The sequence below is a fragment of the Promicromonospora sp. NPDC060271 genome (assembly GCF_042726755.1).
Lineage (GTDB): Bacteria > Actinomycetota > Actinomycetes > Actinomycetales > Cellulomonadaceae > Promicromonospora.
Window position 1 is genome coordinate 1 of sequence record NZ_JBHXBG010000037.1, and the last position, 25,393, is coordinate 25,393.

18 protein-coding genes are annotated in these 25,393 nt (G+C 72.0%); 10 read left to right on the plus strand and 8 right to left on the minus strand.

Annotated features, from left to right (window positions below; genetic code table 11):
* The first annotated feature begins 77 nt into the window (after positions 1-77).
* The 3 genes from ACFWE2_RS08290 to ACFWE2_RS08300 all read left to right on the plus strand — a co-directional run bounded on the left by ACFWE2_RS08290 (position 78) and on the right by ACFWE2_RS08300 (position 2,774).
* The gene (locus ACFWE2_RS08290; RefSeq protein ID WP_377223738.1) at positions 78-1,250 is read left to right on the plus strand and encodes a glycosyltransferase family 4 protein; all 1,173 of its coding nucleotides are present in this window, start codon (positions 78-80) and stop codon (positions 1,248-1,250) included.
* A gap of 185 nt (positions 1,251-1,435) precedes the next feature.
* Positions 1,436-2,059 carry a prepilin peptidase gene (locus ACFWE2_RS08295; protein ID WP_377223739.1) on the plus strand — a complete coding sequence of 208 codons (624 nt, stop codon included), beginning with the start codon at positions 1,436-1,438 and terminating at the stop codon, positions 2,057-2,059.
* Between the two features lie 127 nt (positions 2,060-2,186).
* The gene (locus ACFWE2_RS08300) at positions 2,187-2,774 is read left to right on the plus strand and encodes a hypothetical protein (RefSeq protein ID WP_377223740.1); all 588 of its coding nucleotides are present in this window, start codon (positions 2,187-2,189) and stop codon (positions 2,772-2,774) included.
* A 72-nt stretch (positions 2,775-2,846) separates the two neighbouring features.
* Here ACFWE2_RS08300 and guaA read toward each other — a convergent pair whose 3' ends face one another.
* From guaA to ACFWE2_RS08320, 4 genes are all read right to left on the minus strand, one after another.
* Positions 2,847-4,457 carry a glutamine-hydrolyzing GMP synthase gene (gene guaA, locus ACFWE2_RS08305; protein WP_377223741.1) on the minus strand — a complete coding sequence of 537 codons (1,611 nt, stop codon included), beginning with the start codon at positions 4,455-4,457 and terminating at the stop codon, positions 2,847-2,849.
* A gap of 102 nt (positions 4,458-4,559) precedes the next feature.
* The gene (gene dgoD / locus ACFWE2_RS08310) at positions 4,560-5,708 is read right to left on the minus strand and encodes a galactonate dehydratase (protein WP_377223742.1); all 1,149 of its coding nucleotides are present in this window, start codon (positions 5,706-5,708) and stop codon (positions 4,560-4,562) included.
* Between the two features lie 97 nt (positions 5,709-5,805).
* Positions 5,806-6,420 carry a 2-dehydro-3-deoxy-6-phosphogalactonate aldolase gene (locus tag ACFWE2_RS08315; protein WP_377223743.1) on the minus strand — a complete coding sequence of 205 codons (615 nt, stop codon included), beginning with the start codon at positions 6,418-6,420 and terminating at the stop codon, positions 5,806-5,808.
* Positions 6,417-7,448 (minus strand): 2-dehydro-3-deoxygalactonokinase, encoded by a 1,032-nt coding sequence (locus tag ACFWE2_RS08320; RefSeq protein WP_377223744.1) that lies wholly within the window; start codon positions 7,446-7,448, stop codon positions 6,417-6,419. Before ACFWE2_RS08320 ends, ACFWE2_RS08315 begins: the two co-directional genes overlap by 4 nt.
* Before the next feature lie 69 nt (positions 7,449-7,517).
* Between ACFWE2_RS08320 and ACFWE2_RS08325 the strand changes: the two genes are divergently transcribed.
* Positions 7,518-8,339, plus strand: coding sequence for an IclR family transcriptional regulator (locus ACFWE2_RS08325; protein WP_377223745.1), 822 nt, complete (start codon positions 7,518-7,520; stop codon positions 8,337-8,339).
* 164 nt (positions 8,340-8,503) lie between these two features.
* Here ACFWE2_RS08325 and ACFWE2_RS08330 read toward each other — a convergent pair whose 3' ends face one another.
* Positions 8,504-10,249, minus strand: a complete 1,746-nt coding sequence (locus ACFWE2_RS08330) for an ABC transporter ATP-binding protein (RefSeq protein ID WP_377223746.1) — start codon at positions 10,247-10,249, stop codon at positions 8,504-8,506.
* Positions 10,246-12,087 (minus strand): ABC transporter ATP-binding protein, encoded by a 1,842-nt coding sequence (locus tag ACFWE2_RS08335; RefSeq protein WP_377223747.1) that lies wholly within the window; start codon positions 12,085-12,087, stop codon positions 10,246-10,248. The genes ACFWE2_RS08330 and ACFWE2_RS08335 overlap by 4 nt, the downstream gene beginning before the upstream one ends.
* A gap of 79 nt (positions 12,088-12,166) precedes the next feature.
* Between ACFWE2_RS08335 and ACFWE2_RS08340 the strand changes: the two genes are divergently transcribed.
* Positions 12,167-12,580, plus strand: a complete 414-nt coding sequence (locus ACFWE2_RS08340; RefSeq protein ID WP_377223748.1) for a DUF3817 domain-containing protein — start codon at positions 12,167-12,169, stop codon at positions 12,578-12,580.
* Here ACFWE2_RS08340 and ACFWE2_RS08345 read toward each other — a convergent pair.
* On the minus strand, positions 12,568-13,389 hold the full coding sequence (locus ACFWE2_RS08345) for a hypothetical protein (RefSeq protein ID WP_377223749.1): 822 nt from the start codon (positions 13,387-13,389) through the stop codon (positions 12,568-12,570). The genes ACFWE2_RS08340 and ACFWE2_RS08345 overlap by 13 nt on opposite strands.
* 98 nt (positions 13,390-13,487) lie before the next feature.
* On the opposite strand from ACFWE2_RS08345, the gene ACFWE2_RS08350 reads away from it, so the two are divergent.
* Positions 13,488-14,657 (plus strand): MalY/PatB family protein, encoded by a 1,170-nt coding sequence (locus ACFWE2_RS08350; RefSeq protein WP_377223750.1) that lies wholly within the window; start codon positions 13,488-13,490, stop codon positions 14,655-14,657.
* A 52-nt stretch (positions 14,658-14,709) separates the two neighbouring features.
* Here the strand turns inward: ACFWE2_RS08350 and ACFWE2_RS08355 are convergent, their stop codons facing one another.
* Positions 14,710-15,612, minus strand: coding sequence for an SURF1 family protein (locus ACFWE2_RS08355; protein WP_377223751.1), 903 nt, complete (start codon positions 15,610-15,612; stop codon positions 14,710-14,712).
* 184 nt (positions 15,613-15,796) lie between these two features.
* On the opposite strand from ACFWE2_RS08355, the gene ACFWE2_RS08360 reads away from it, so the two are divergent.
* From ACFWE2_RS08360 to ACFWE2_RS08375, 4 genes are all read left to right on the plus strand, one after another.
* Positions 15,797-18,286 (plus strand): phosphoketolase, encoded by a 2,490-nt coding sequence (locus ACFWE2_RS08360; protein WP_377223752.1) that lies wholly within the window; start codon positions 15,797-15,799, stop codon positions 18,284-18,286.
* 49 nt (positions 18,287-18,335) lie between these two features.
* Positions 18,336-20,438: a phosphate acetyltransferase gene (pta, locus tag ACFWE2_RS08365; RefSeq protein WP_377223753.1), complete on the plus strand. Its 2,103-nt coding sequence runs from the start codon at positions 18,336-18,338 to the stop codon at positions 20,436-20,438.
* Positions 20,435-21,676 (plus strand): acetate/propionate family kinase, encoded by a 1,242-nt coding sequence (locus ACFWE2_RS08370; RefSeq protein WP_377223754.1) that lies wholly within the window; start codon positions 20,435-20,437, stop codon positions 21,674-21,676. Before pta ends, ACFWE2_RS08370 begins: the two co-directional genes overlap by 4 nt.
* Before the next feature lie 308 nt (positions 21,677-21,984).
* On the plus strand, positions 21,985-25,260 hold the full coding sequence (locus ACFWE2_RS08375) for an RICIN domain-containing protein (RefSeq protein ID WP_377223755.1): 3,276 nt from the start codon (positions 21,985-21,987) through the stop codon (positions 25,258-25,260).
* The last annotated feature ends 133 nt before the right edge of the window (positions 25,261-25,393 follow it).

The following is a 25,393-nucleotide window of genomic DNA, read 5'->3' on the forward strand; positions in this document are numbered from 1 at the left end:
CCGTGTCGCCAGGGAGACCCGGACAGGCGCTCTACCTCGCCAGACCCCAAAGGGCTCTCGGTGCGAGGATGACCAGCGTGCGCATCACTCACGTGTCGGACACCTATCTACCGTTGCTCGGCGGGATCGAGGCCCAGGTGAGCCGCCTCGCCGGCCAGCAGGCGGCGGCCGGCCACCAGGTGGAGGTCATCACCACGACTCCCGCCACCCCCGGTGCGCACGGGGTGCGCACCACCGTCCAGGACGGTGTCACCGTGCACCGGATCGCCGCCCGCGTCCCGGGCGGCTGGCCCGTCCACCCTCGCTCCACGGCCCACGTGACCGCCCGCCTCCGGGCGGCGGTCGCGCGGGGCGAGCGGCCCGACGTCGTGCACCTGCACATGGGTGTGCTCGCCCCGACCGCACAGGCCGCGCTGCGGCCCGTCACCCGTCTGGGGCTGCCCGCCGTGCTGACGGTGCACAGCGTGTGGGGCGCGTCGTGGCGCCTGTTCGCCGCGGCCGACGCCGTGATCGGGTGGTCGCGCTGGCCCGTGCGCTGGTCGGCGGTGAGCGAGCTGACGGCGGAGCCGCTGCGACGGCTCGTGGGCCCGGCGGCCGCCGGGGCCGGCGGAGCCGATGTCGCGATCCTGCCCAACGGCCTCGACCTGGACGCCTGGCGGGTACCGCGCACCGAACGCGCTGCCCGGCCCGAAGGCCCGGCGGTGCACGTGGTGTCCGCTGCCCGGTTCGCGCCGCGCAAGCGGATGCTGCCGCTGCTCACCGCGACCGCGGACGCCGCCTCCCGGCTCCCCGCGGGCGCGCTGTTCGTGACCCTCGCCGGTGACGGCCCGGAACGCGCGGCGGCGCGACGGTTCGTCGCGGAGCACGGGCTGCGCGACGTCGTCTCCCTGCCCGGACGGCTCAGCGGCACCGAGCTCAAGCGGCTCTACGCGCGCGCCGACGTCTTCGCCGCGCCCGCCGTCGCCGAGGCGTTCGGGCTCGCCGCGCTCGAGGCGCAGGCCGCGGGGCTGACGGTGGTCACGCGCGCGGGTTCCGGCGTGGCCGAGCGTGTCGTCGACGGCGTCACGGGCCTCGTCGTGCCCGACGACGACTCGATGGCCTCCGCGCTCGTCCGACTCGTGACCGAACCGGACCTGCTCGACGGGCTGCTGGTGCGGGCGGCGACCCCGCCGTCAGGCGTGGCCTGGCCGGAGGTGCTGGCCGCGACGGAGCAGGCGTACAAGGAGGCGGCGGCAGTGGCGGGCGCGTGATCGAGACCTGTCACCGGACGACAACTTGGCCGTCAAGAAGGCGTCGAGCCGAAAGCTACGCGTCGATACGGGCAGCCGAGGACGTGTTTCTTGCGGCTCGACACCTGGAACCACCATGATCTTGCGGCTCGAGGCGGTCGCCCACAACCCGTGCGTCGCCGCCCTCCCGCCGATAGCCTCCCCGGGTGAGCCCCACCGAACCTGCCGCGACGAGCCCGGCCGCGCCCTTCGCCGTCCGGCTGTACCGGCGGGCCCGGGCCGAGGTGGCGCCGTACGCGCGGGCGATCGGCGTCGTCGGTGTGCTGGCCGCGGCGTGGGCCGTCTGGGCGAGCGGGCCCGGGTGGCTGACGCCGGCGTACCTCGTGCTGGCCGTCACGGGCGCGGCGCTCGGCGTCATCGACGCGCACACCCACCGGCTGCCGAACGCGCTGGTGTTCCCCCTGACCTGGGCGACGGCGGCGCTGCTCGCCCTCGCCGCGCTCGGCACCGGCGACTGGGGCCCGCTCGGGCGGGCTCTGCTGGGCGGCCTGGCGTTCTTCGCCGTCTACCAGGTGCTCTACCTCGTCGCGCCGCGCGGGGGCATCGGGTACGGCGACGTCAAGCTCGCCCTGAGCCTCGGTGCGGTCCTCACGTGGCACTCGTGGACCACGCTCCTGGTCGGCGTCTTCGCCGCGCACCTCCTGGCCGGTGTGGTCGCGATCGTCCTGCTCCTCGGGCGGCGCGCCGGCTGGAAGACCGGTATCGCGTTCGGGCCGTACATGCTGCTCGGCGCCATGATCGGGCTCACGTGGGCGCGGCTCGGCGGCTGACCCGGTTGCCCGTTCCACTCGGGCCGCCCGCCGGGCGAAAACTGTCTCCATGTATCAGCGGAGGTGAAAAATCCTCGTCATTGGGGACCGGCAACAACAACGTCGCCAGCAGACATGAGGAGTACTCATGACGAAGGACGCACGCGTTACCCCCGCGCTCCGGACCCGGCTGACCGCCGCGGCTTCCGGGGCGTTGCTGTTGCTGGCGCTCGGCGCCGCGGTCCCTGCGACGGCACGGACGGCGGTCGATCACAGCCTCGCGGGCCTGCAGGTCGAAGAGGTCATCTCGAGCGAGCCCGTGATGGTCAGCGACCTGGAGGCAGCACCCGCTGGCGTGACCGCGACGCGGTTCTGCGCAGTGCTTGACGGGACCTACGGGTGCCAGCCGGGCTACGACAACGAGGACGGACTCGTGGTCGCCGAGCTGTACCAGCACGCAGACCAAAACGCAGACCAAGCGGGGTGGCGCTTCGTCGTCTTCAACCCGAGATACCGCTTTGGCTGCACCAGCAGCAACGGGGGTGACCACGAGGGCGGCGCAAACCTCGACGCTTACCAGAACGCCGCCAGCTCCGTGCAGGCATTCAACAGGTGCGCCATCAAGCTGTACGACCGTGAGGGCTGGAACGGCGACAGCACCGGCTGGATTTTCCGGGACGACAACCTCGGCACCGGCATCTTCAACGACCGGGCCGACTCGTTCGCCATCTCCTGATCCCTCAACTGCTCGCTCAGCCAGGAAAACGACTGCGGCCCCGCCCCGGAACCGGGACGGGGCCGCAGGAGGTCACTCCCACTCGATGGTGCCCGGCGGCTTGCTCGTCACGTCGAGCACCACACGGTTGACCTCACGCACCTCGTTGGTGATGCGCGTCGAGATGGTCGACAGCACGTCGTACGGCAGGCGGGTCCAGTCCGCCGTCATCGCGTCCTCGGACGAGACCGGGCGCAGCACGATCGGGTGGCCGTAGGTGCGGCCGTCGCCCTGGACGCCCACCGAGCGGACGTCGGCGAGCAGCACGACCGGGCACTGCCAGATCTCGTTGTCCAGGCCGGCCTTGGTCAGCTCCTCGCGGGCGATGGCGTCGGCGCGGCGCAGGACCTCCAGGCGCTCGGCAGTGATCTCGCCGACGATCCGGATGCCCAGCCCAGGCCCCGGGAACGGCTGGCGCGAGACGATCTCCTCGGGGACCCCGAGCTCGCGGCCCACCGCTCGCACCTCGTCCTTGAACAGGGTGCGCAGGGGCTCCACCAGCTCGAAGTTCAGGTCGTCGGGCAGGCCGCCCACGTTGTGGTGGCTCTTGATGTTGGCCGCGCCCTCGCCGCCGCCGGACTCGACGACGTCCGGGTACAGCGTGCCCTGCACGAGGAACCTGACCTCCTCGCCGTGCGCACCCGCCTCGGCGACGATGTCCCGCTGCGCGTCCTCGAAGACGCGGATGAACTCCCGGCCGATGATCTTGCGCTTCGTCTCCGGGTCGCTGACCCCCGCGAGCGCCGTCAGGAAGCGCTCCTTCTCGTCGCGGACGATGAGGCGGACGCCGGTCGAGGCGACGAAGTCGTTCTCGATCTGCTCGACCTCGCCGGCCCGCATGAGGCCGTGGTCCACGTGCACGCAGGTGAGCTGGTCTCCTACGGCCCGCTGCACGAGCGCGGCGGCGACGGCGGAGTCGACGCCGCCGGACAGCGCGCAGATGACTCGGGCGTCGCCGATCTGCGCCTTGATGGCGGCGACCTGGTCGGCGATGACGTTGCCGGGGGTCCAGTCGGGCTTGAGCCCTGCGCCCTCGTAGAGGAAGTGCTCGAGCACCGTCTGGCCGTGCGCGGAGTGCTTCACCTCGGGGTGCCACTGCACGCCGTAGAGACGGCGGCGGGTGTCCTCGAACGCGGCGACGGGAGCGCCGACCGACGTCGCGAGCACCTCGAAACCGACGGGGGCCTTGTGCACGGCGTCGCCGTGGCTCATCCACGCGGTCTGGTGCTCGGGAGTGCCGGCGAGCAGCACGCCGGAGGAGCACACCTCGACCTCGGTGCCGCCGAACTCGCTCAAGCCGGTCTGGGCGACCTCGCCGCCGAGTGCCTGCGCCATGGCCTGGAACCCGTAGCAGATGCCCATGACCGGCACGCCGGCCTCGAACAGCTTGGGGTCGACGAAGGGGGCGCCCGCCGCGTACACGGACGAGGGGCCACCGGACAGGATGATGGCCGCCGGGTCCTTGGCGAGCATCTGCTCCACCGTGAACGTGTGGGGCACGATCTCCGAGTACACCTTCGCCTCGCGCACCCGGCGCGCGATCAGCTGGGCGTACTGCGCGCCGAAGTCGACGACGATGACCGGGCGGGGGGTCTGGGGCTGGCTCTCTGGCTGACCGGAGGTAGCGGTGGCGGGTGACGTCACGAGCACAAGTCTATGTGCCGGGCGGCGGCCCGGCGTCTCGCACCCGTGTTACGTCCCGCACCTCGCCGTCGGCCCCGATGACGGCGTCGGACCGGTCACGCGTCACCACTCCGCGAACGAGCCGTCGGCGTGCCGCCAGACGGGGTTGCGCCAGCGGTGACCCTCCACCGCGCGCTCGCGCACGTAGTCCTCGTCCACCTCGATACCGAGGCCCGGGCCCTGCGGGATCGCCACGGAGCCGGCCTCGTACGCGAAGACCGTCGGGTCGACCACGTAGTCGAGCAGGTCGTTCGAGGTGTTGTAGTGGATGCCGAGGCTCTGCTCCTGGATCACCGCGTTGTAGGCGACGGCGTCGAGCTGCAGGCAGGCCGCGAGCGCGATCGGGCCGAGCGGGCAGTGCGGGGCGACGGCGATGTCGTAGGCCTCTGCCATGGCCGCGATCTTGCGGACCTCGGTGATGCCGCCGGCGTGCGAGAGGTCCGGCTGGATGACGTCGACCACCCCCGAGGTGATGACGTCCTTGAAGTCCCACCGGGAGTACAGCCGCTCGCCGAGCGCGATCGGCGTGGCCGAGCCGCGCAGCACGTCGGCGATCCCGTCCACGTGCTCCGTGAGCACCGGCTCCTCGACGAACATCAGGTGGTAGGGCGCCAGCGCGTCGAGCAGCACGCGGGCCATGGGACGGTGCACCCGGCCGTGGAAGTCGACGCCGATGCCGATGTCCGGGCCGACCGCCTCCCGCACCGCCACGACGTTGGCGACGACCTTCTCCACCTTGTCGCGCGAGTCGAGGTACTGCAGCTCTTCGGGGCCGTTCATCTTGATCGCCGAGAAGCCGCGCTCGACGGCGGCCCTGGCCTGGGCCGCCGTCTCGGCGGGCCGGTCTCCGCCGATCCAGGAGTAGACCTTGATGCGGTCGCGGACCCGGCCGCCGAGCAGGTCGTGCACCGGGACGCCGAGCGCCTTGCCCTTGATGTCCCAGAGCGCCTGGTCGATACCGGCCAGCGCACTCATGTGGATACCGCCGCCCCGATAGAACCCGGAGCGGTACAGGACCGTCCAGTGCTCCTCGATCCGGCGGGGGTCCTGGCCGATCAGGTAGTCGGACAGCTCCTCGACGGCGGCCGCGACGCTCGCGGCGCGCCCCTCGAGCACCGGTTCGCCCCAGCCCACCACGCCTTCGTCGGTCTCGATCTTGAGGAAGAGCCAGCGGGGCGGGACGGCGTAGGTCGTCATCGACGTGATCTTCACGGCAGGCCTCTCAGGTTCTTTGCTTGTGTCGTCGGTCGTGCTGCGGGTTCGGGCCGCGCGGCCGTGCCGGGGGCTGGGCCGCGGGTCCGTGCCGCGGCTAGGCGGTGGCGGCGGACCAGATCCGGACGAGCTCGGCGGCCCGCGTGCCGACCACGTCCGGCGGATCGCCCGGGCGGTAGAGGGACGTGCCGATGCCCGCACCCGCCGCGCCCGCGTGCGCCCAGTCGCCCAGGTTCCCCGCGTCGACGCCGCCGACGGGTACGAGGGCGGTACCCGCGGGCAGGACGCTCGCCCACGCGCGCATGCCGTCGATGCCTACCGCCGAGCTGGGGAAGAGCTTGACGGCACGCGCCCCCGCATCGAGTGCGACGAACGCCTCGGTAGGCGTCGCCGCCCCGGGGTAGCTCTCGAGGCCGAGCCGGACGGTCTCCGCGACGACGTCGGGCCGGGTGTTCGGCGAGACGATGAGGGAGGCACCGGCGTCGGCGGCCCTGCGGACGTCGTCCGGGGTGAGCACGGTGCCTGCCCCGACCCGGCGCTCTGCCGGGCCCGCCGCACGGATCCGGCGGATCGACTCGAGCGGGTCCGGTGAGTTGTACGGCACCTCGACGGCGTCGAACCCAGCGGCGAAGATCGCCTCCGCCACGGCGACGGCCTCGCCGGGCGTCACCCCGCGCAGGATGGCCACGAGGCCTGTGGGGCGGGACGTCATGCGGGCTGGTCCTTTCCTGGCGGGGTGCCTGGCGGGGTGCTCGCCGAGACGACCGCCGACGCCGGAGGCCGTACCGCGAGGCCGGCGGCAACGGCGATGTCCCACAGCCCGCGGGCCGCGGCGTCCTCCCCGACGGTGCGGACGAAGGCCCCGCCCCGCTCCAGCGCGAAGCGGTACCGGTGCTCCGTCGCCGGCGGCCCGCAGAGTGCGACGACGCCGGCCGGGGTGCCGCGCAGCATGTGCCGCACCTCGGAGCCGACCAGCAGGCCGGAGACGTAGTCGGCGATCTCGGCGGGGTCGAGCCGGCCGGCGAGGGCGAGCGGCCGCGCCGTGAAGAGCAGGGCGGCCAGACCGCGCTCCTCGCCGCGGGCCTCGGCGTCGAGCCCGCGGGTGAACGCCTCGGTGACCTCGGTGCCCGGGTCTCCCGTCGCGAGCCGCGCCAGGATGCTGTCCCGCATCAGCAGGCCGTAGAGCTCGCCGGTCATGGCGGTGGTAAAGCTCGTGACACGGGTGCCGTCGAGGCGCACCCACTTGGAGTGCGTGCCGGGGAGGACGACCGTCGCCGGGCCCTCCGCGACCTCGGCCAGCGCGCCGACGAGCTGGACCTCCTCGCCGCGCAGCACGTCCGGGTCGGGGCGGTCGACCCGCAGGCCGGGGACCAGGTGGACCACGGACTCCCCGGCGGGCACCACCGTCAGATGCTCCGCCAGGTCGCCGAGATCCGCCGGGACGTCGACGTAGCCGGCCTCGGCCCAGCCATGGTTGGACCCCGCCATCCCCGCGCACAGCACGGGCACCCCGGGGTGCTCGTAGAGCCAGGACCGGCACAGCCGCCGGAACGTGTCCTCGAACGCGAGCGCCCGCACCCGGGCCGAGGCGGATCGCTCGGCGATCGTGAGGGCGCCGTCCGCCGTCCGGACGCTGTCCAGCACCGAACCCGTGCCGTCCAGGAGCCAGGCGCGGAAGGTGGTGGTCCCCCAGTCGAGGGCGACGAGCGCGGCGTCGCGCCCCGATGCGTCGTCTGCCATGTCTCGGACGGTAGGAGCATGGTCCCGACTATGCGAACCACGTCCCTATTATCGGGATACCGTGTGCCGATGGATGCTCCGTCCGACGCACCGGGTCCGCCCGCCCGGGACGGGATCGTCGCCGCTCCCCCGGGCACGCAGACGCTCGCGCGGGGCATCGCCGTCGTCAACGCCGTGGCCGGCGGCCGCACGCGCCTGCGGGACATCGCCGAAGGGGCCGGGGTCGGGCGCAGCACGACGCACCGCCTGCTCCAGCTCCTCCTGGCCACCGGCTACCTCCGCCAGCTCGACGACGGCGCGTACGCGCTCGGCCCCGCCCTGATCGAGCTCGGCTACCAGGCGCTGCAGGAGAACCCGGTGACCTCCATCGCGGCACCCGTGCTGCGTACGCTGGCCGAGCGGGTCCGCGACACCGTCCACCTCGCCATCGAGGACCGCGGCCAGGTGCTCTACCTCGACAAGATCCCCGGCACCCGTGGGGCGGTCATGCGCTCGCAGATCGGGCACCGCATGCCGCTGACCAGGACGGGGATCGGCAAGGCCCTGCTCCTGGACAGCCCGGACCGCTGGAGCGAACGCTTCCTCGCGGAGCGGCCGGTCGCCGCCGGGCAGGGCCTCGTGCAGGACGTCCTGACGGTCGACGCGTTCGTGCAGGTCATGCGGGTATCGGCCGCCCGGGGGGTGGCCTTCGACCTGGAGGAGAACGAGCCAGGCATCCTCTGCGTCGCGGCGCCGGTCCGGGACACGTCAGGCCGGATCGTCGCGGCCGTCAGCGTCACGGCGACCCGGCCCTACATGCCGCCGGAACGCCTGGAGACGCTGGCGCCGATCGTGCACGACGCCGCCGCCCGGATCTCGGCGGGCCTGGGCTGGCGTGCGGCGCAGGAGTAGGGCCGCGCCGAGCGATTGTGCCCAAGCCCCGGGGCGATCTCGGCCACAATCACGCACTCCGACCCCGCGCGCTCCGCGCTGAGCGATTGTGCCCAGAAGTCGGGTGAGTTCTGGGCACAATCACGCAGTACGACCCCGTGCGCAGCCAGTCAGCCACGCCCGCACTACTCGTGCTGCCAGCTCTGCCAGAGCTTCGCGTACTCGCCGCCCGCGGCGACGAGCTCGTCGTGCGGGCCGATCTCGGTGATGCGGCCGCCGTCGAGCACCGCCACGCGGTCCGCGTCGTGCGCGGTGTGCAGGCGGTGCGCGATGGCCACCACCGTGCGCCCGTCGAGCACCGCGTTGAGCGAGCGTTCGAGGTGCCTGGCCGCACGGGGGTCCAGCAGCGAGGTCGCCTCGTCGAGCACGAGCGTGTGCGGGTCGAGCAGCACCAGCCGGGCGAGCGCGATCTGCTGCGCCTGGGCCGGGGTGAGCTTGTACCCGCCCGAGCCGACCTCCGTCGCGAGGCCGTCGTCGAGCGACTCGACCCAGCCGTGCGCGTCGACCGCACGCAGCGCGTCCATCAGCTCGTCGTCGCCTGCGTCGATCTTCGCGAGCCGCAGGTTCTCCGCCAGCGACCCCACGAACACGTGGTGCTCCTGGGTCACGAGCGCCACGTGCTTGCGGAGGTCTTCCAGCGGCAGGTCAACGAGCGGGACGCCGCCGACCTTCACCGTGCCGCCCGTCGGCGGATGGATGCCGGCCAGCATGCGGCCGAGGGTCGACTTGCCCGAGCCCGAGGGCCCGACGATCGCCAGCCGCTCCCCCACCCGCAGGTCGAGGTCGATGCCGTGCAGCACGTCGGTGCCCGCCCGGTAGGCATAGCGGACGTCGGCAGCACGCACCTCCTCGTCGGCCGGTACCGCGTCGCCCGCCGTGCGGTCGGCCGGCACCAGGCGGACGCCGATGATCCGCGACAGGGACGTCGCGGCCACCTGGATCTCGTCGAGCCAGAAGATGAGCTCCCAGATCGGCCCCTGAAGCTGGTAGGCGTACATGACGATCGTGGCGACCATGCCGATGGTCACCGTGCCCTCGGACGCGAGGAACCCGCCCCAGACGAGCACCGTGATGGGCGCGAGCATGAACGCGAAGTCCACCCCGGGGAACAGCACGGTCCGGAGGTTCAGGGTGCCGAGCTCCGCCTCGAACGCCTCGTGCAGGTCCTCGTCGCCACGCGTGGTCCGTCGGCGGCCGATCCTGAGCGCGTCGATCGTGCGTGCGCCCTCCACCGATTCGGTGACCGTTCCGTCGAGCCGCGCGTACGCGGCGGACTCGCGCTGGTAGGCGGGCGTCGCCCGCTTGAGGTACCAGCGCGCGACCGCGACGAGCACCGGGACGCCCACGAACATGCCCAGTGCCACCAGCGGCGACACGACCATGCTCATCACCACCGTCAGCACGAGCGTGACGACGGCGATCACCAGGCGCGGCACGCCGAACCGCACGGCGTTCTGGATGCGGCCGACGTCGCGCGTGGTGCGGGCGATGAGGTCGCCGGTACCCGCGGTCTCGACGGTGGACAGCGGCAGCGCCGTGACGGTCTCGACGAACTCCTCGCGCATGTCGGCGAACACCGTCTCGCCGAACACCATGGCGCGCCGCTGCGCGAACCGGGTGATCAGCGCCTGCAGCACCACTGCGGCGACCGCGACGAGCACCAGGTTGCGCGCCACCTCGACGGTGGTCCCGCCGATGACCGCGTCGACGAGCTTGCCCAGCACCAGCGGGCCGACGAGCCCGGCCACCGCGGCCACCGTGTTCGCCACGGTGATGACGACCAGCGGCGTCCGGTGCCGCAGGAGCAGCCCGCGGGTGTAGCGCCAGGTCTCCGCGGCGTCCGCGATCGGCAGGATCTTTCCGGTGCTCATGCCGTGCCTCCTTCCTGTGCGTTGGCGGTGTCCAGCAGCTCGTCGAGCTCCAGGTCGAGGTCGTCGTCCAGCGACCGGCCCACGACCCGGCGGTAGCGGGCCGCCTCGGGCCCGCCCTCCGCACCGATCGGCAGGTCCAGCAGCTCGCGGTGCGTCCCCTGCGTGACGACGCTCCCTTCCTCGAGGAAGATCACGTCGTCCACGTGGTCGAGCACCAGGGGGCTCGCCGTGACGATCAGGGTGGTCCTGCCACGACGCCAGTCGGTGAGCCGCTGCGCGATGCGCGCCTCGGTGTGGGCGTCGACCGCCGACGTGGGCTCGATGAGCACCAGGATCTCCGGGTCGGTGAGCAGCGCCCGGGCCAGCGCGACCCGCTGCCGCTGGCCGCCGGACAGCGAGCGCCCCTTCTCCGGGATCTCGCCCTCGATACCGTCGGGCAGCGAGTCCAGGACGTCGTGCGCGTCGGCGATGTACATGGCACGCAACAGGGCCTCGGCGGTCGCCGAGTCCCGCACGTCGAGCTCGCCCGCGAGCCTGCCCGAGAACAGCGACGGCGTCGCGTCCGCGACGACTATGCGTTCCCGCAGCTCCTCCTTGTCGAGCTCGGCCAGCCGGACACCACCGAGCGTGACCGGGGTGCCGGCCTCGCCCTCGTCGTCGAACCGGCCCATCCGGACCGCCACGTCCGCCGACTCGTCGGGGTCGGCGCTCACCAGGGCGACCACCCGGCCGGGCCGGAGCGTCACGCCGGACGTCTCGTCGACCAGCGGGACGCCGGCCGGCGGCATCTGGGCGGTCGGGACGTCCGCGCCGGTGGCCGGGACGACCCGCAGCACCTTGATCACCTTGCCCGCCGCGACGTGCGCCTTGGTCACCACGTTCACCGACTGCACGAGCAGGTGGACGGGCCACGACAGGAAGGACGCGTACCCGTAGAACGCGACGAGCTGGCCTGTGGTGATCCGCCCAGCGACGGCCTCGACCGCGCCGAGGTACACGACGAGCGCGATGAAGAGTCCGGGCAGCAGGATCTGCAGGGCGTCGAGCACCGACTGCGTGCCCGCGACGTCGACACCGGCCTCGCGGACCTTCTGCGACTGCGCGCGGTACCGGCCCGTGAAGACCTTCTCGCCGCCGATGCCGCGCAGGACCCGCAGGCCGGAGACGGTGTCGGCGCCGAGCGTCGTGAGCCGGCCCTGTGCGTCGCGCTGCTGCTTCTGGCGTTTCTGCAGCGGCTTGACCAGCAGGGCGAGGATCGCGGCGACCACCGGCAGCCCGAGCGCGATGACGAGACCCAGGGTGAGCGACTGGTTGAGCATCAGCACGACGACGATGCCGTAGGTGGCGATGCTGCCGATCGTCTGCGCGGCGATGCCGAAGATCTCGCCGATGCGCATCGTGTCGTTGGCGACCGACGACACCACCTCACCGGTGGGCAGCTCCTTGGTGATGTTGTGCCCGGACCGCGACACGGTGCGCGTGACGAGCTGGGACGTGCGGAACGCCGCCTGCATCCACGCCGAGATGTCCCACCGGTGCCCGATCGCGTTGGCCGCGATCCACACCAGGCCGACACCGAGCATAAGACCGGCCCAGCCCCACGTGGTCCGGCCGAGCCCGGACGTGGAGGCGCTGTCGATGATCCGCCCCAGGAAGAACGGCTGGAAGGCGCTGCAGGTGAAGCCCACGACGCCGAACAGCATCGCGCCGAGCAGCACCCGGACCTGCTTCCGGGCGAGCCACAGGAGCAGGGTGAGTGGTCCGCGCAGCGGCGGGGTGCCTGGATCGGCGAAGGGGAGGGAGCGCACGACCAACACCGTACGGAGGACCACTGACATTCATCCACGCTTTATCCAGAGGGCAGAGCACGTGGCCGGGTGGGCGGCAGGGAGCACCCCCGGGAAAGGCATATCCTCGATGGTTGTGAGTACCCCTCAGACCACTCCCGACATCTCCGCCGAGGCGGCAGCCGTCGCGATCCGCAAGGCCCGCGGCGCCATGGCCCGCTACCGCTTCATGGCGCTCGTCACCGGTGTCATGCTGCTGATCCTCTGTGTCGAGCTGGGCATCAAGTACGGCCTGGGTGCGCTGACCGACGTCGACGGCGTCATGCCGTTCATCGCCTGGGTGCCGTTCGCGCACGGCTGGATCTATGTCGTGTACCTGGTCACGGTCGCGGACCTCTGGTCGAAGATGCGCTGGGGCTTCGGCCGCCTGGTCACGATGGTGATCGCCGGCGTCGTCCCGGTGATGTCGTTCGTGCTCGAGAAGAAGATCCACACCGAGGCCGAGGCGAAGCTCGTCGCGCTGGAGAAGCGCTACCTGTCCTGACGTAGCGCGGCGCGCAGCCTGGGCCCGAGCAGCCCGAGGATCTCGGCGCCCGGCTCGCCCTCGTCCGGCAGCATCTCGACGAACGCCGCCGTGACGAGCTCGTCCACCTCCGGAGCGGACCCGAGCTCGGCCTCGAGGAAGTCGAGCACCGCCCGCACCTCCGCCACGGGATCCGGCGCCGCCGAGGTGAACAGCCGGAGCGCCTCGGACCGCTCCTGGTCGGTCCAGTCGTCGTCGATCTCGAGGGACGCCCCGCCGGTGAGCAGCGCGGCGGCCCGCTCGGCGACGTCGCTGAGGAACGGGTGCGCGAGCACCTCGTCGTGGTAGCCGTAGCGCTCGGCGTCGGCGAGCGGCCGGAGCGCTGGCACCGCCTGGAGCAGCCGGTCGAGGAACGCGGCGACCGCCGGCTCGTTCCGGTGGTCGCGGTCCTGGTCGAGCGCGGCCCGCACCCGCGGGCCCAGCCCCTCGGCGATCTCCCCGCCCGGCTGACCGGGCGAGGGGACGTGGATCAGGTAGGCGCTGACGATGTCCTCACCGACGACCGGCGGACCGGCCTCCAGCAGCGCGCCCAGCGCGACCATCGCGTCGCGAGCCGCCAGGTCGCCCGCCTGTACCCGCGCCACGAGCGCAGCGGAGACCAGCTCCATGACGAGCCCGTCGGTCATCAGGTCGACGTCGACGCCGGCGTCCAGCCCAGCCCGTACCTCGCTCCCCGCCACCTCCCGGGCGAGCGGCACTGCGGCGAGCACCGTGTGCTCCAACCAGGCGGACCCGGTCCAGGGTCCGGTCCACGATCCGGTGTCGCTCATCGTCATCCTCCAGCCTCGGCGTCCGGCGCAGGTAGCCATCCTTGCGCATCCCCTGGGCACCCGGACGACGAGCGCGGCGCGCCTGGTTCAATGCGACGGTGAACGCCTACGACTTCGACGCCCTCACCGCCGACCGTCTGCGTGCGGGCGGCAGCCTCAAGTGGACGGCCTTCCCCGACAAGATCGGGGCCTGGGTCGCGGAGATGGACTTCCCGGTCGCGCCCCCGATCGCCGCGGCGCTCCACGACGCCGTGGACCGCAGCCTGTTCGGCTACCTGCCGCGGCACCTGGTGACGGGCACGGCCGAGGCGTATGCGGCGTTCGCCGCCGACCGGTACGGGTGGACGGTGGACCCGGCACGGGTGCGCCCGGTGTCCGACGTGCTGACCGCGCTGGTGCACACCATCATGCACTTCTCGCGTCCCGGTTCGCCGGTCATCGTGCCATCTCCCTCGTACATGCCGTTCCAGACCCTGCCGGGCGAGCTGGGCCGCGAGCTCATCCAGGTCCCGATGCTGCGCGACGCCGACGGCCGGTACACCTACGACCTGGACGCCCTCGACGAAGCGTTCCGCGCGGGCGGTCACCTGCTGGTGCTGTGCAACCCCCACAACCCGATCGGCCGGGTCCTCGAGCCCGACGAGATGCTGGCCGTCGCCGAGGTCGTCGACCGCCACGGCGGGCGCGTCTTCTCCGACGAGATCCACGCCCCGCTGGTCTACCCGGGCCGCAGGCACGTCCCGTACGCATCCCTGAACGAGACGACGGCGGGCCACACCCTGACCGCGACGTCGGCCTCGAAGGCCTGGAACCTGCCCGGTCTCAAGTGCGCGCAGGTCGTCCTGTCCAACGAGACGGACGTGAAGCTCTGGAACGAGACGGGTGCCGAACGGGTCGAGGAGGGCGCGTCGACGCCGGGCATGCTGGCCAACCGGGTCGCCTACGCCGAAGGTCGGGAATGGCTGGACGAGCTCGTCGCCTACCTGCACGGCAACGTCACCCGGCTGGGTGAGCTGCTCGCCGGGACCGGGATCGGCTACCGCACGCCCGAGGGGACGTACCTGACCTGGCTGGACTGCCGGGGGCTGGAGCTCCCGGGCGGGCCCGCGAGCGCGGCCGCCCACTTCCGCGAGCGGGCGGGCGTCGTCCTGGTCGACGGAAGCGAGTGCGGCGATGCCGGCCGAGGCTTCGTGCGGCTGAACGCGGCGATGCCCCGCCGGGTCCTGGAGCAGGCGGTCGGCCAGATGCTGGAGAGCCTGGACCGCTGACGACGACGCCGGTCGGGACCCGGGGTCTCGACCGGCTCGGCGGGCGTTCGGGTCACGCGGACGGCAGGCCCGCGATGCCCGTGTCCGCGTCGGTCGGCTCGCCGCCCCGGCGTCCGCCGGCCATCTCGTCCCGCACCAGACGGATCCACAGGAGCACGGCGAACCCGCCGAACACCCACCACTGGAGCGCGTAGAACACGTTCTGCAGGTTGGCGCCCGAACCGCCGTCGATGGTGGGTCGCGGCAGGGCCGCGACTCCCCCGCTCTCGGGTGACCCCGGGCCTCCGTTCGCGACGAGGTAGCCCGTGTAGATCGGCCCGCCCCACTCGTTGACGAGCGCGCTGAGGGCGATCTGCTCGGTCTGCCCGTCCACGACGGCGGCACTGCCCGACGTCGACTCGCCCACCTGGAGCCAACCGGTCAGCGTCACCTCGCCCTCGGGGAGGGTCAGCGCCTCGGCGTCGGCAGGCGTCGCCACCCAGCCCTGGACCACGGCGAGCACCGGCGCACCCGAGAGACCGGCCCAGGAGGAGCCGCCCGTCCCGTCGTCCGTCACCCGGAAGGGGGTCAGCACGAGGTAGCCGGTGTGCCCCTCCAGGACGCGGCCCGGGACGAGCAGCGAGCCGGAGTCCTCGAACTCGCCGGCGACCCGGACCTCGCGGCCCACGAGCTCGCCGGGAAAGCTCTCCTGCGGCGCCAGCACGTCGCCCAGCCACGACGGCCCGGCGGCCACGGCCTCGGCGGCCTGCTGCTGCGCGGCCAGCTCCGCGCGCTCGTACGCGCGGTCGAGCTGCCAGGCGCCGAGCCTGCCGCACACGAGCGCCGCCAGCACGAACACCAGCAGCAGCCCGATCATGCGGGGCTGCCGGGCGACCTGGAAGAAGGTGCGGCGCTCGGGGTGCGCGTCGGCGTCGGACGCCGTCCGCGAGGGTGTGCTGGAGGCACTGACAGGCATGACGTCAACGGTAGCCGCCGACCGAGGCGTCAGGAGCACAGGTCGCCCCTGTGCACCCCGACGTCTCACATCTCACACCGGGTGTCCGGAGTGTCCTATCGCGTGCCGGGCAGTTCTGCGTTCGAATGAACGAGCAGACAACCCGGCACAGATCCCGCACGTCACTCCCGTAGGAGCAGATGCGATGACCACGACAGCAGTCCCTGACTCCACCGCCGCTGGATGGCGCGCTACCGGCGTCGCCGAGCTGGAGCCCGCCGAGCTGGAGCGCCTTGATGCGTGGTGGCGGGCGGCGAACTTCCTCTCGGTCGGCCAGATCTACCTGCTCGACAACCCGCTCCTGCGCGAGCCGCTGACCCCGGAGCACGTCAAGCCTCGCCTGCTCGGGCACTGGGGCACCACGCCGGGCCTGAACTTCCTGTACGCGCACCTGAACCGCGCGATCAAGGAACGGCAGCAGAAGACGATCTACATCACGGGTCCCGGGCACGGCGGTCCCGGTCTGGTCGCCTCGGCGTACCTGGACGGCACGTACTCCGAGGTCTACAGCGACATCACCCAGGACACCGAGGGCGTGCGGCGCCTGTTCCGGCAGTTCTCCTTCCCCGGTGGTATCCCGAGCCACGTCGCGCCTGAGACACCGGGGTCGATCCACGAGGGCGGCGAGCTGGGCTATGCGCTGAGCCACGCGTACGGTGCGGCGTTCGACAACCCGGACCTGCTGGTCGCGGCGGTCGTCGGGGACGGGGAGGCGGAGACCGGTCCGCTGGCCACGTCCTGGCACTCGAACAAGTTCCTCAACCCCGCGCAGGACGGGGTGGTGCTGCCGATCCTGCACCTCAACGGGTACAAGATCGCCAACCCCACGGTCCTGGCGCGCATCCCCGAGGAAGAACTGCGTGACCTGATGGTCGGGTACGGGCACAAGCCGTACTTCTTCACCGTGGAGGACGGTTCGCAGGAGTCGCCCGCGCAGTTCCATGCCCGGTTCGCGGCCCTGCTGGACGAGGTGCTGGACGAGATCGCCGCGATCAAGGCACGTGCCGCCGGCGGTGACCTGAGCCGCCCGGCGTGGCCGATGATCGTGTTCCGCACCCCGAAGGGGTGGAGCGGCCCGGACGAGATCGACGGCAAGAAGACGACGGGTTCGTGGCGGGCGCACCAGGTGCCGCTCGCGAGCGCCCGGGACACGGACGAGCACCTGCGCGTGCTCGAGGCGTGGCTGAGGTCGTACCGCCCCGAGGAGCTGTTCGACGACGACGGCCGGGTGCTGCCGGAGATCACCGCACTGGCTCCGGCGGGCGACCTGCGGATGAGCGCGACCCCGCACGCGAACGGTGGTCTGCTGCTCAAGGACCTGCGGCTGCCCGACTTCCGCGACTACGCGGTGGACGTGCCGGTGCCCGGCGGGTCGGCGTCGGAGGCGCCGCGGGTGCTGGGCCGGTGGCTCACGGACGTGATCCGCCGCAACCCGGACAACTTCCGGATCTTCGGCCCGGACGAGGTCGCGTCCAACCGGCTGCAGGCCGTGTACGAGACGACCGACAAGCAGTGGAACGCCGGGTACGTCGGCCCGGAGGTGGATGACCACCTGGCCCGCGCGGGCCGCGTCATGGAGATGCTGAGCGAGCACCAGGTGCAGGGCTGGCTGGAGGGTTACCTCCTGACCGGCCGGCACGGGCTGCTGACCAGCTACGAGGCGTTCATCCACATCGTCGACTCGATGTTCAACCAGCACGCCAAGTGGCTCAAGGTCACCAACCACATCCCGTGGCGACGGCCCGTCGCGTCCCTGAACTACCTGCTGTCCAGCCACGTGTGGCGGCAGGACCACAACGGGTTCAGCCACCAGGATCCCGGGTTCATCGACCACGTCGTGAACAAGAAGGCCGAGATCGTGCGGGTCTACCTCCCGCCGGACGCCAACACCCTGCTGTCCACGTACGACCACTGCCTGCGCAGCCGCCAGTACGTCAACGTCGTCGTCGCGGGCAAGCAGCCCGCCCCGAACTTCCTAGACATGGACGCCGCGATCGAGCACTGCACCCGTGGCCTGGGCATCTGGGAATGGGCCGGCACCGAGCAGCCGGGCCACAAGCCTGACGTCGTCCTGGGCTGTGCGGGCGACGTGCCGACCCTTGAGGTGCTCGCCGCGGCCGACATCCTGCGCCGTGAGCTGCCCGACCTGAAGGTCCGCGTGATCAACGTCGTGGACCTGATGCGGCTGCAGGACGCGTCCGAGCACCCCCACGGCCTGAAGGACTCCGAGTTCGACGGCCTGTTCACGAACGACCGGCCGGTCATCTTCGCGTACCACGGGTACCCGTGGCTCATCCACCGCCTGACCTACCGGCGTGCGGGCCACCCGAACATCCACGTGCGCGGGTACAAGGAGGAGGGCACCACGACCACACCGTTCGACATGGTCATGCTCAACGACCTGGACCGGTACCACCTTGTGATCGATGTCATCGACCGGGTCCCGTCGCTCGGCAGCGCGCAGGCCGGGCTGCGTCAGCGCATGCAGGACGCGCGGATCCGTGCGCGTGCCTGGACCCGTCAGCACGGCGACGACATCCCTGAGGTCCGGGACTGGGTCTGGCCCGACGCCCAGGACCAGGCAGACAGTGGTCAGGTTGACGCTACGCTCGGCACCGGTGGAGACAACGAGTAGCAGCAGATCTCGCCATGCGAGATCGGGCCGACTGAACACGGAGCCACATGTGACCGGCGCAACCCGCAGCATCGTCATCGCGAGCCCGGAGGGCGAGAGCGGAAAGTCGACGGTCGCCCTGGGCGTCCTCGACCTGCTGGTCCGCAAGGGCCAGCGGGTCGGGGTCTTCCGGCCCGTGTCACGGGCCACCGAGACCGGGGACACGAGCGGGGAACGCGACCACGTCCTCGAGCTCCTCCTGGAGCACGACGGCGTCGACATCGCCTACGACGACGCCGTCGGCGTGACCTACGCGGACCTGCACGCCGACCCCGAGGCCGCGCTGAGCCGCATCGTGTCCCGGTTCCACGACCTGGCCGGGCGCTGCGACTCGGTGGTGGTGCTCGGCACCGACTACACCGACGTCGCCGGTCCCACCGAGCTGTCGTTCAACGCGCGCATCGCGGCGAACCTCGGTGCGCCGGTGCTGCTCGTGGTCTCGGGCCGCGAGCGCACCCCCGAGGGCGTCCGGGCGCTGGCCGACGTGAGCCTCGCCGAGCTCGCGGCGCACCACGCGCAGGCGATCGGCCTGGTCGTCAACCGCGCGGACACGCACAGCGCGCGGGAGGTGCGGGCGGTGCTGGCCGAGGCGCAGCCCGACCTGCCGGTGTGGACCATCCCCGAGGAGCCGTTCCTGCAGGCCCCGACCGTCGGCCAGCTCCTGGAGGCCGTCGACGGCACGCTCGTCCTGGGCGACCCGGAGCTGCTTGGCCGCGAGGCGCTCGACGTGCAGGTGGGGGCCATGAGCTTCGAGCACCTGCTGGAGCGGCTGACCGACGGCGGGGTCGTCATCACGCCCGGCGACCGCACCGACCTGCTGATCGGGCTGCTCGCGACGCACATGACGCCGTCGTTCCCGTCGCTGGCCGGGATCATCCTGAACGGCGGGTTCTACCCGCAGGGCCGGCCCGCGGAGCTGCTGGAGGCCATGCGTCCCAAGCTGCCGATCATCACAACGGAGCTCGGCACCTACCGCACGGCCCGGGCGGCGGCGACCACCCGCGGCCGCGTGGACAAGTCCTCCGTACGCAAGGTCGAGACGGCCCGTGCCCTGTTCGAGCGCAACGTCGACTCGGCGGCGCTGGCCGCCCGCCTCGACCTGCCCCGGCCCGAGGTCGTCACGCCGCTCATGTTCGAGTACCAGCTCATCGAGCGGGCGCGCGCCGACCGCCGGCACATCGTGCTGCCCGAGGGCGGCGACGACAGGATCCTGCGCGCGGCCTCGACGGTGCTGGCGCGCCACATCGCGGACCTCACGATCCTGGGCTCCGACGAGTCGGTCCGCGCCCGCGCCGCCGAGCTCGGCCTCGACATCGAGGCCGCCCGCGTCCTGTCCCCGCACGACCCCGAGCACGTGGAGAAGTTCGCGGCGGAGTACGCCCGGTTGCGCGCCCACAAGGGCATGACGGTCGAGCGCGCGCGGGAGATCGTCACCGACGTCTCCTACTTCGGCACGATGATGGTGCACCTCGGCCTCGCCGACGGCATGGTCTCGGGCGCCGCCCACTCGACCGCCCACACCATCCGGCCGTCGTTCGAGATCATCAAGACGAAGCCCGGCACGTCGTCGGTGTCCTCGGTCTTCCTCATGTGCCTCGAGGACCGGGTCCTCGTGTACGGCGACTGCGCCGTCATCCCCGATCCGACGTCGGCCGAGCTCGCCGACATCGCCGTCTCCTCGGCGGCCACGGCACGGCAGTTCGGCGTCGAACCACGCATCGCGATGCTCTCGTACTCCACCGGAACGTCCGGCACGGGCGCCGACGTCGACAAGGTGCGCACCGCCACCGAGCTGGTCCGGGAGCGCACGCCCGAGCTCGACGTCGAGGGCCCCATCCAGTACGACGCCGCCGTGGACGCCTCGGTCGCCGCGTCCAAGCTGCCCGGGTCCGACGTCGCCGGACGCGCCACCGTGTTCGTCTTCCCCGACCTGAACACCGGCAACAACACCTACAAGGCGGTGCAGCGGTCGGCGGGCGCGGTCGCCGTCGGCCCGGTCCTCCAGGGCCTGAACAAGCCGGTCAACGACCTGTCCCGGGGCGCGCTCGTCCAGGACATCGTGAACACGGTGGCGATCACGGCGATCCAGGCCCAGACCAAGGAGTCCGAATGACCCTCGCCCCGACGCGCACCGTCCTCGTCCTCAACTCCGGCTCCTCCTCGCTGAAGTACCAGCTCGTCGACCCCGCGTCGGGCGAGGCGCTCGCCGCCGGGATCGTCGAACGGATCGGCGAGGCCACCGGAAAGGTCAAGCACGAGGCGAAGGGCGAGGAGGTGGTGCGTGACCTGGCGGTACCGGACCACGGCGAGGCGCTCCGGATCGTCCTCGGCCTGTTCGACGAGGTGGGTCCCTCCCTCGCGGAGGCGGGCATCGCCGCCGTCGGGCACCGGGTGGTGCACGGCGGCGAGGTGTTCAGCGCCCCCACCCTGATCGACGACGACGTCGTTGCCGGCGTGCGCGATCTCACCCCGCTGGCGCCGCTGCACAACCCGGCCAATGTGACGGGCATCGAGGTGGCGCGCGAGCTGCTGCACGTGCCGCACGTCGCCGTGTTCGACACGGCGTTCTTCGCGTCGCTCCCGAAGGCGGCCTCGACGTACGCGCTGGACCGCGAGGTCGCCGCCGAGCACGGCGTGCGCCGCTACGGGTTCCACGGGACGTCGCACCAGTTCGTGTCGTCGGCCGTGGCCGAGCATCCGGCCGTCCGCGCCAAGCTCGCGGCCGAGGGACGCGGCCCCGAGACGCTGCGCCAGGTGGTGCTGCACCTGGGCAACGGAGCGTCGGCGTCGGCGGTCCTGGGCGGTGCGCCGGTCGACACCTCGATGGGCCTGACGCCGCTCGAAGGCCTCGTCATGGGTACCCGTTCGGGTGACCTGGACGCGGGCATCGTCTTCCACCTGGTGCGCGGCGGGATGTCCGGCGACGAGGTCGACACGCTCCTCAACAAGCGGTCGGGCCTGCTCGGCATGTCCGGCGTCGGCGACATGCGCGAGCTGCGGAAGCTCGTGACCGACGGCGACGCCGACGCACGCCTCGCGCTGGAGGTCTACCTGCACCGGCTGCGCAAGTACGTGGGCGCGTACGCGGCGGTGCTCGGCGGCATCGACGTGCTGACGTTCACCGCGGGCGTCGGCGAGAACGACCACCGCATCCGCTCGGGCGTGGTGCGCGGGCTGAAGTTCCTCGGCCTGACCGTCGACCCGGCGGCCAACGAGGCGCGGTCGGACGAGGCGCGCGTGATCTCGGTCCGGGAGCCGGCCGAGCCTGTCGAGACCCCCCTCGTCATGGTCGTCCCGACCAACGAGGAGCTGGCGATTGCACGTCAGACGATGGCTCTGGTCGAGGGCTAGCTGCACCGACCCGGCGCTCCCTGCCAGGGAACTGCTACGCGAGCAAGGTGTGTTGCTGTGAGTCGACAACGTCCACTTACAGCAACACACCTCCCCCGCGAAGGCCCTCCCCCGGCGCCCTGACCCGGCCACCGCAGACTGGTCTCGTTCGGGCCGTGAGGGTCGAGGGCTTGACGTCCACGGCGCCGCCGAGGAGGATCACCCTCATCCATGATGACGTCAACATTGGTTCGCGCACCCCTCGTTGTTCACGTCAACATCCTTACGGCACGTCCCGAACCGTCGCACTGACGCGAGAGGAGGGCTCGATGACGAGCTCGATCACAAGGAACGCAGGACGGCGCGCAGGCGCCGTCCTGACGGCGAGCGCGCTGCTGGCGGCTGGGCTGGCCCCGGCTGCGGCCAACGCCCAGCCCAAGGCACCCCAGACCGCCGCGGCGAGCGCGGCGAGCGTGACCGTCCGCCCCGACCCGTCGTACGCGGGCGAGCCCTTCGAGGGCTGGGGCACGAGCCTCGTCTGGTTCGCCAACGCCACGGGCGACTACCCGGACGAGATCAGGGACGAGCTCGCCGACATGCTGTTCGGCGAGGACGGCATGAACCTGAACATCGCCCGGTACAACATCGGCGGCGGCAACGCCCCCGACGTGCCTGACTATCTGCGCGCGGGGGCCGACGTCGAGGGCTGGTGGAAGGCGCCCGAAGGCACCACCCGCGAGGACGTCGACTGGTGGGACCCGGCGAACCCCGACCACTGGAACCCCGACGCCGACGCCACGCAGCGCTGGTGGGTCGACCGCATCAAGGACGACGTCACCCACTGGGAGACCTTCAGCAACTCCCCGCCGTGGTTCCAGACGGTCAGCGGCTACGTCTCGGGTGGGTTCGACTCCAACGCCGACCAGCTCAGGCCCGAGAGCATCGAGGAGTTCGCCGCCTACGTCGTCGGCGCGACCGAACGCCTCGAGGACGCGCACGGGATCGACGTCGACACCATCGACGCGTTCAACGAGCCGAACACGAACTACTGGGGCACCAGGCTCGGCGCCGACGGCAACCCGACGGGCGGCCGCCAGGAGGGCGCCCACATGGGCCCGGCGCTGCAGCAGCGGGTGATCCCGGTGCTCGCCGACGCCATCGACGGCTCGACGACGGGCGCCAAGATCGCCGCGATGGACGAGACGAACCCAGGCACATTCGCCCGGAACTGGAACTCGTACCCCGACGCGGTGCGCGACCAGGTCTCCCAGCTCAACGTGCACACCTACGGCACAGGGCAGCGCACCACCGTGCGGGACATCGCCAAGGGCGAGGACAAGCCCCTGTGGATGAGCGAGGTCGGCGGTTCCTGGTCCACCACGGGGCAGGACTTCGAGTCGATGGAGTCCGGCCTGGGCAGCGCCCACCAGATCATCGACGACCTGCGCGAGCTCGAGCCGTCCGCGTGGGTGTTCTGGCAGCCCGTCGAGGACTACGACAACATGGCGCCCGGCGGCGAGAGCCCCGAGGGCGGCAACTGGGGCGAGATCCAGATCCCGTTCTCCTGCACGGCTGAGGACACGCTGGAGACCTGCCCCATCTACACGAACACCAAGTACTGGGTCACCCAGAACTTCACGCACTACATCACGCCGGGTGACCGCCTGATCGGCGTGAACGACACGGACAGCACCGCGGCCGTGTCCGCCTCGGGCGATGCGGCGACAGTGGTGCACGTCAACGACACCACCGCGGACCGCGACGTCACCCTCGACCTCTCCGGCTTCGGGAACGTCGCGTCCGGCGCGACCGTCACCCCTGTCGTGACCAGCGTCGACGGTTACCTCGTCGAGGGCACGCCGGTAGCAGTGCAGGACGCCGCCGCGACGCTCACCGTGCCCGCGGAGTCCGTCACGACATTCCTGGTCGACGGCGTCTCCGGCGTCGCGGACGACGCCCCGCTGGCGCAGGACGGCCACGTGTTCCGGATCGACGGCGTGCAGTCCGACCTGTCGCTGGCGCCCGACGGCGACGGCGGCGTGCAGATCTCCACCGACGACCCGGCAGCGGCCGGGCAGCTCTGGACGCTCACCGACCTGGGCGCTCCCGAGGGCTCCGGGACCCACCGCACGCGGTACGCGGTGACCAACGTCGGCACCGGTGAACAGCTCGCGGTCAGCGCGGACACCTCCGCCGTGCTCGTCGACGCCCCGGCCGACCCCGCCGACACCCCGGAGGCCGCGCGCTGGGTGCTCTCCACCACCGGCGACGGCACGTACACCCTGGTCAACGTGGTCGCGCGCACGGTGCTCGAGGTGGGCGGCGAGGCGCGGGCCGACGGATCGCCCGTCGGCACGTATCTCGCCAACTCGAACGCGAACCAGCGCTGGGCGATCGTCGACGAGACGGTGCTTGGCACCACCCCGGTCGACGTGTTCACCCGCCCGGGGACCACGCCCGAGCTGCCGGAGACCGTCACTCCGGTCTACCCGGGCGGCGCGCGCGGCGCGCTGCCCGTGACCTGGGACATGCCGGGCGACGACGCGTGGGCGCGGGCCGGCATCGTCGAGGTCACCGGCACCGTGGCCGTCCCGGCGGGCGGCACCGTCGAGGCCACGGCGACGGTCGTCGTCGACATCCTGGAGCGGACCGTGCCCGCCCAGGGCGCCGCCTACCTCGGCGGCTCCGCCGAGCTGCCCGCGACGGTCACCGCGATCGCCGCCGGTGGCGCTTCCGTGGAGCGCCCGGTCACCTGGGAAGAGGCGCCCGACGGCGCGTTCGACGAGCGCGGCGCCGTCGAGCTGCAGGGCACCGCCGACGCCGGCGACTCGCACACCCTGCCCGCGATCGTCCGGGTACTGGTCGCGGAGCCCGGCGAGGCGAACGTGGCCCGCACGGAGGGCACCACGGCGTCCGCCAGCTACACCGAGCCCGGCTACCCGGCCGAGAACGTCATCAACGGCGACCTCGACGACAAGGGCTGGTCCAACTGGCGGTCCGGCACCAAGAACACGCAGGACACGCTGACCGTCACGCTGCCGACGGAGCGCGACGTCACGCGTGTCGTCACCCGCTTCTTCCGCGACGGCGGCCACCTGAGCTGGGCGCGCACGGTGGCGCTCGAGGCCCGGGTCGACGGCGTGTGGCAGGCCGCGGGAGACCCGGTCCCGGTGACGTCCGACGGCGCCGCCCCGGTCGTCGACCTCCCCGCGGGCGTGCGCGCTGACGCCGTCCGGGTGGTCATGACCGCCCAGGAGAACGTGCACATGATCGTCAGCGAGATCGAGGTCATGGCGAAGGTGCCCGGTGAGGCCTCACCTCTCTGGGTGACATCGAAGAAGTACTCCGCCGGCGCCGAGGTCTTCCACGACGGGTCCTACTACCGAGCCACCTGGCTCACCCGTCAGGAGCCGGGTACCCGCGTGTACGGCTCGTGGCAGGAGATCGTCCGGGCCGGGGACGGCACCGCCGTCTGGACGGCGTCGCGCATCTTCAAGGCGCGCGACGTGGTCGTGCACGACGGGGACACGTACCGGGCGACGCGGATCACCCGCGGCGAGGAGCCCGGCGGCCGGCACAGCCCGTGGCGGCTGGTCCGGAGCTGACCTGACCGGACACACGCGGTCCGCGAAGTAGAGCGCCTGTCCGGCTCAACACGGGGTAACCCGGGTGGAGCCGGACAGGCGCTCTACTTCGCGGACCGCTCTGGCGTGGGCGGAGGGCCACCGGCCCGCGCGT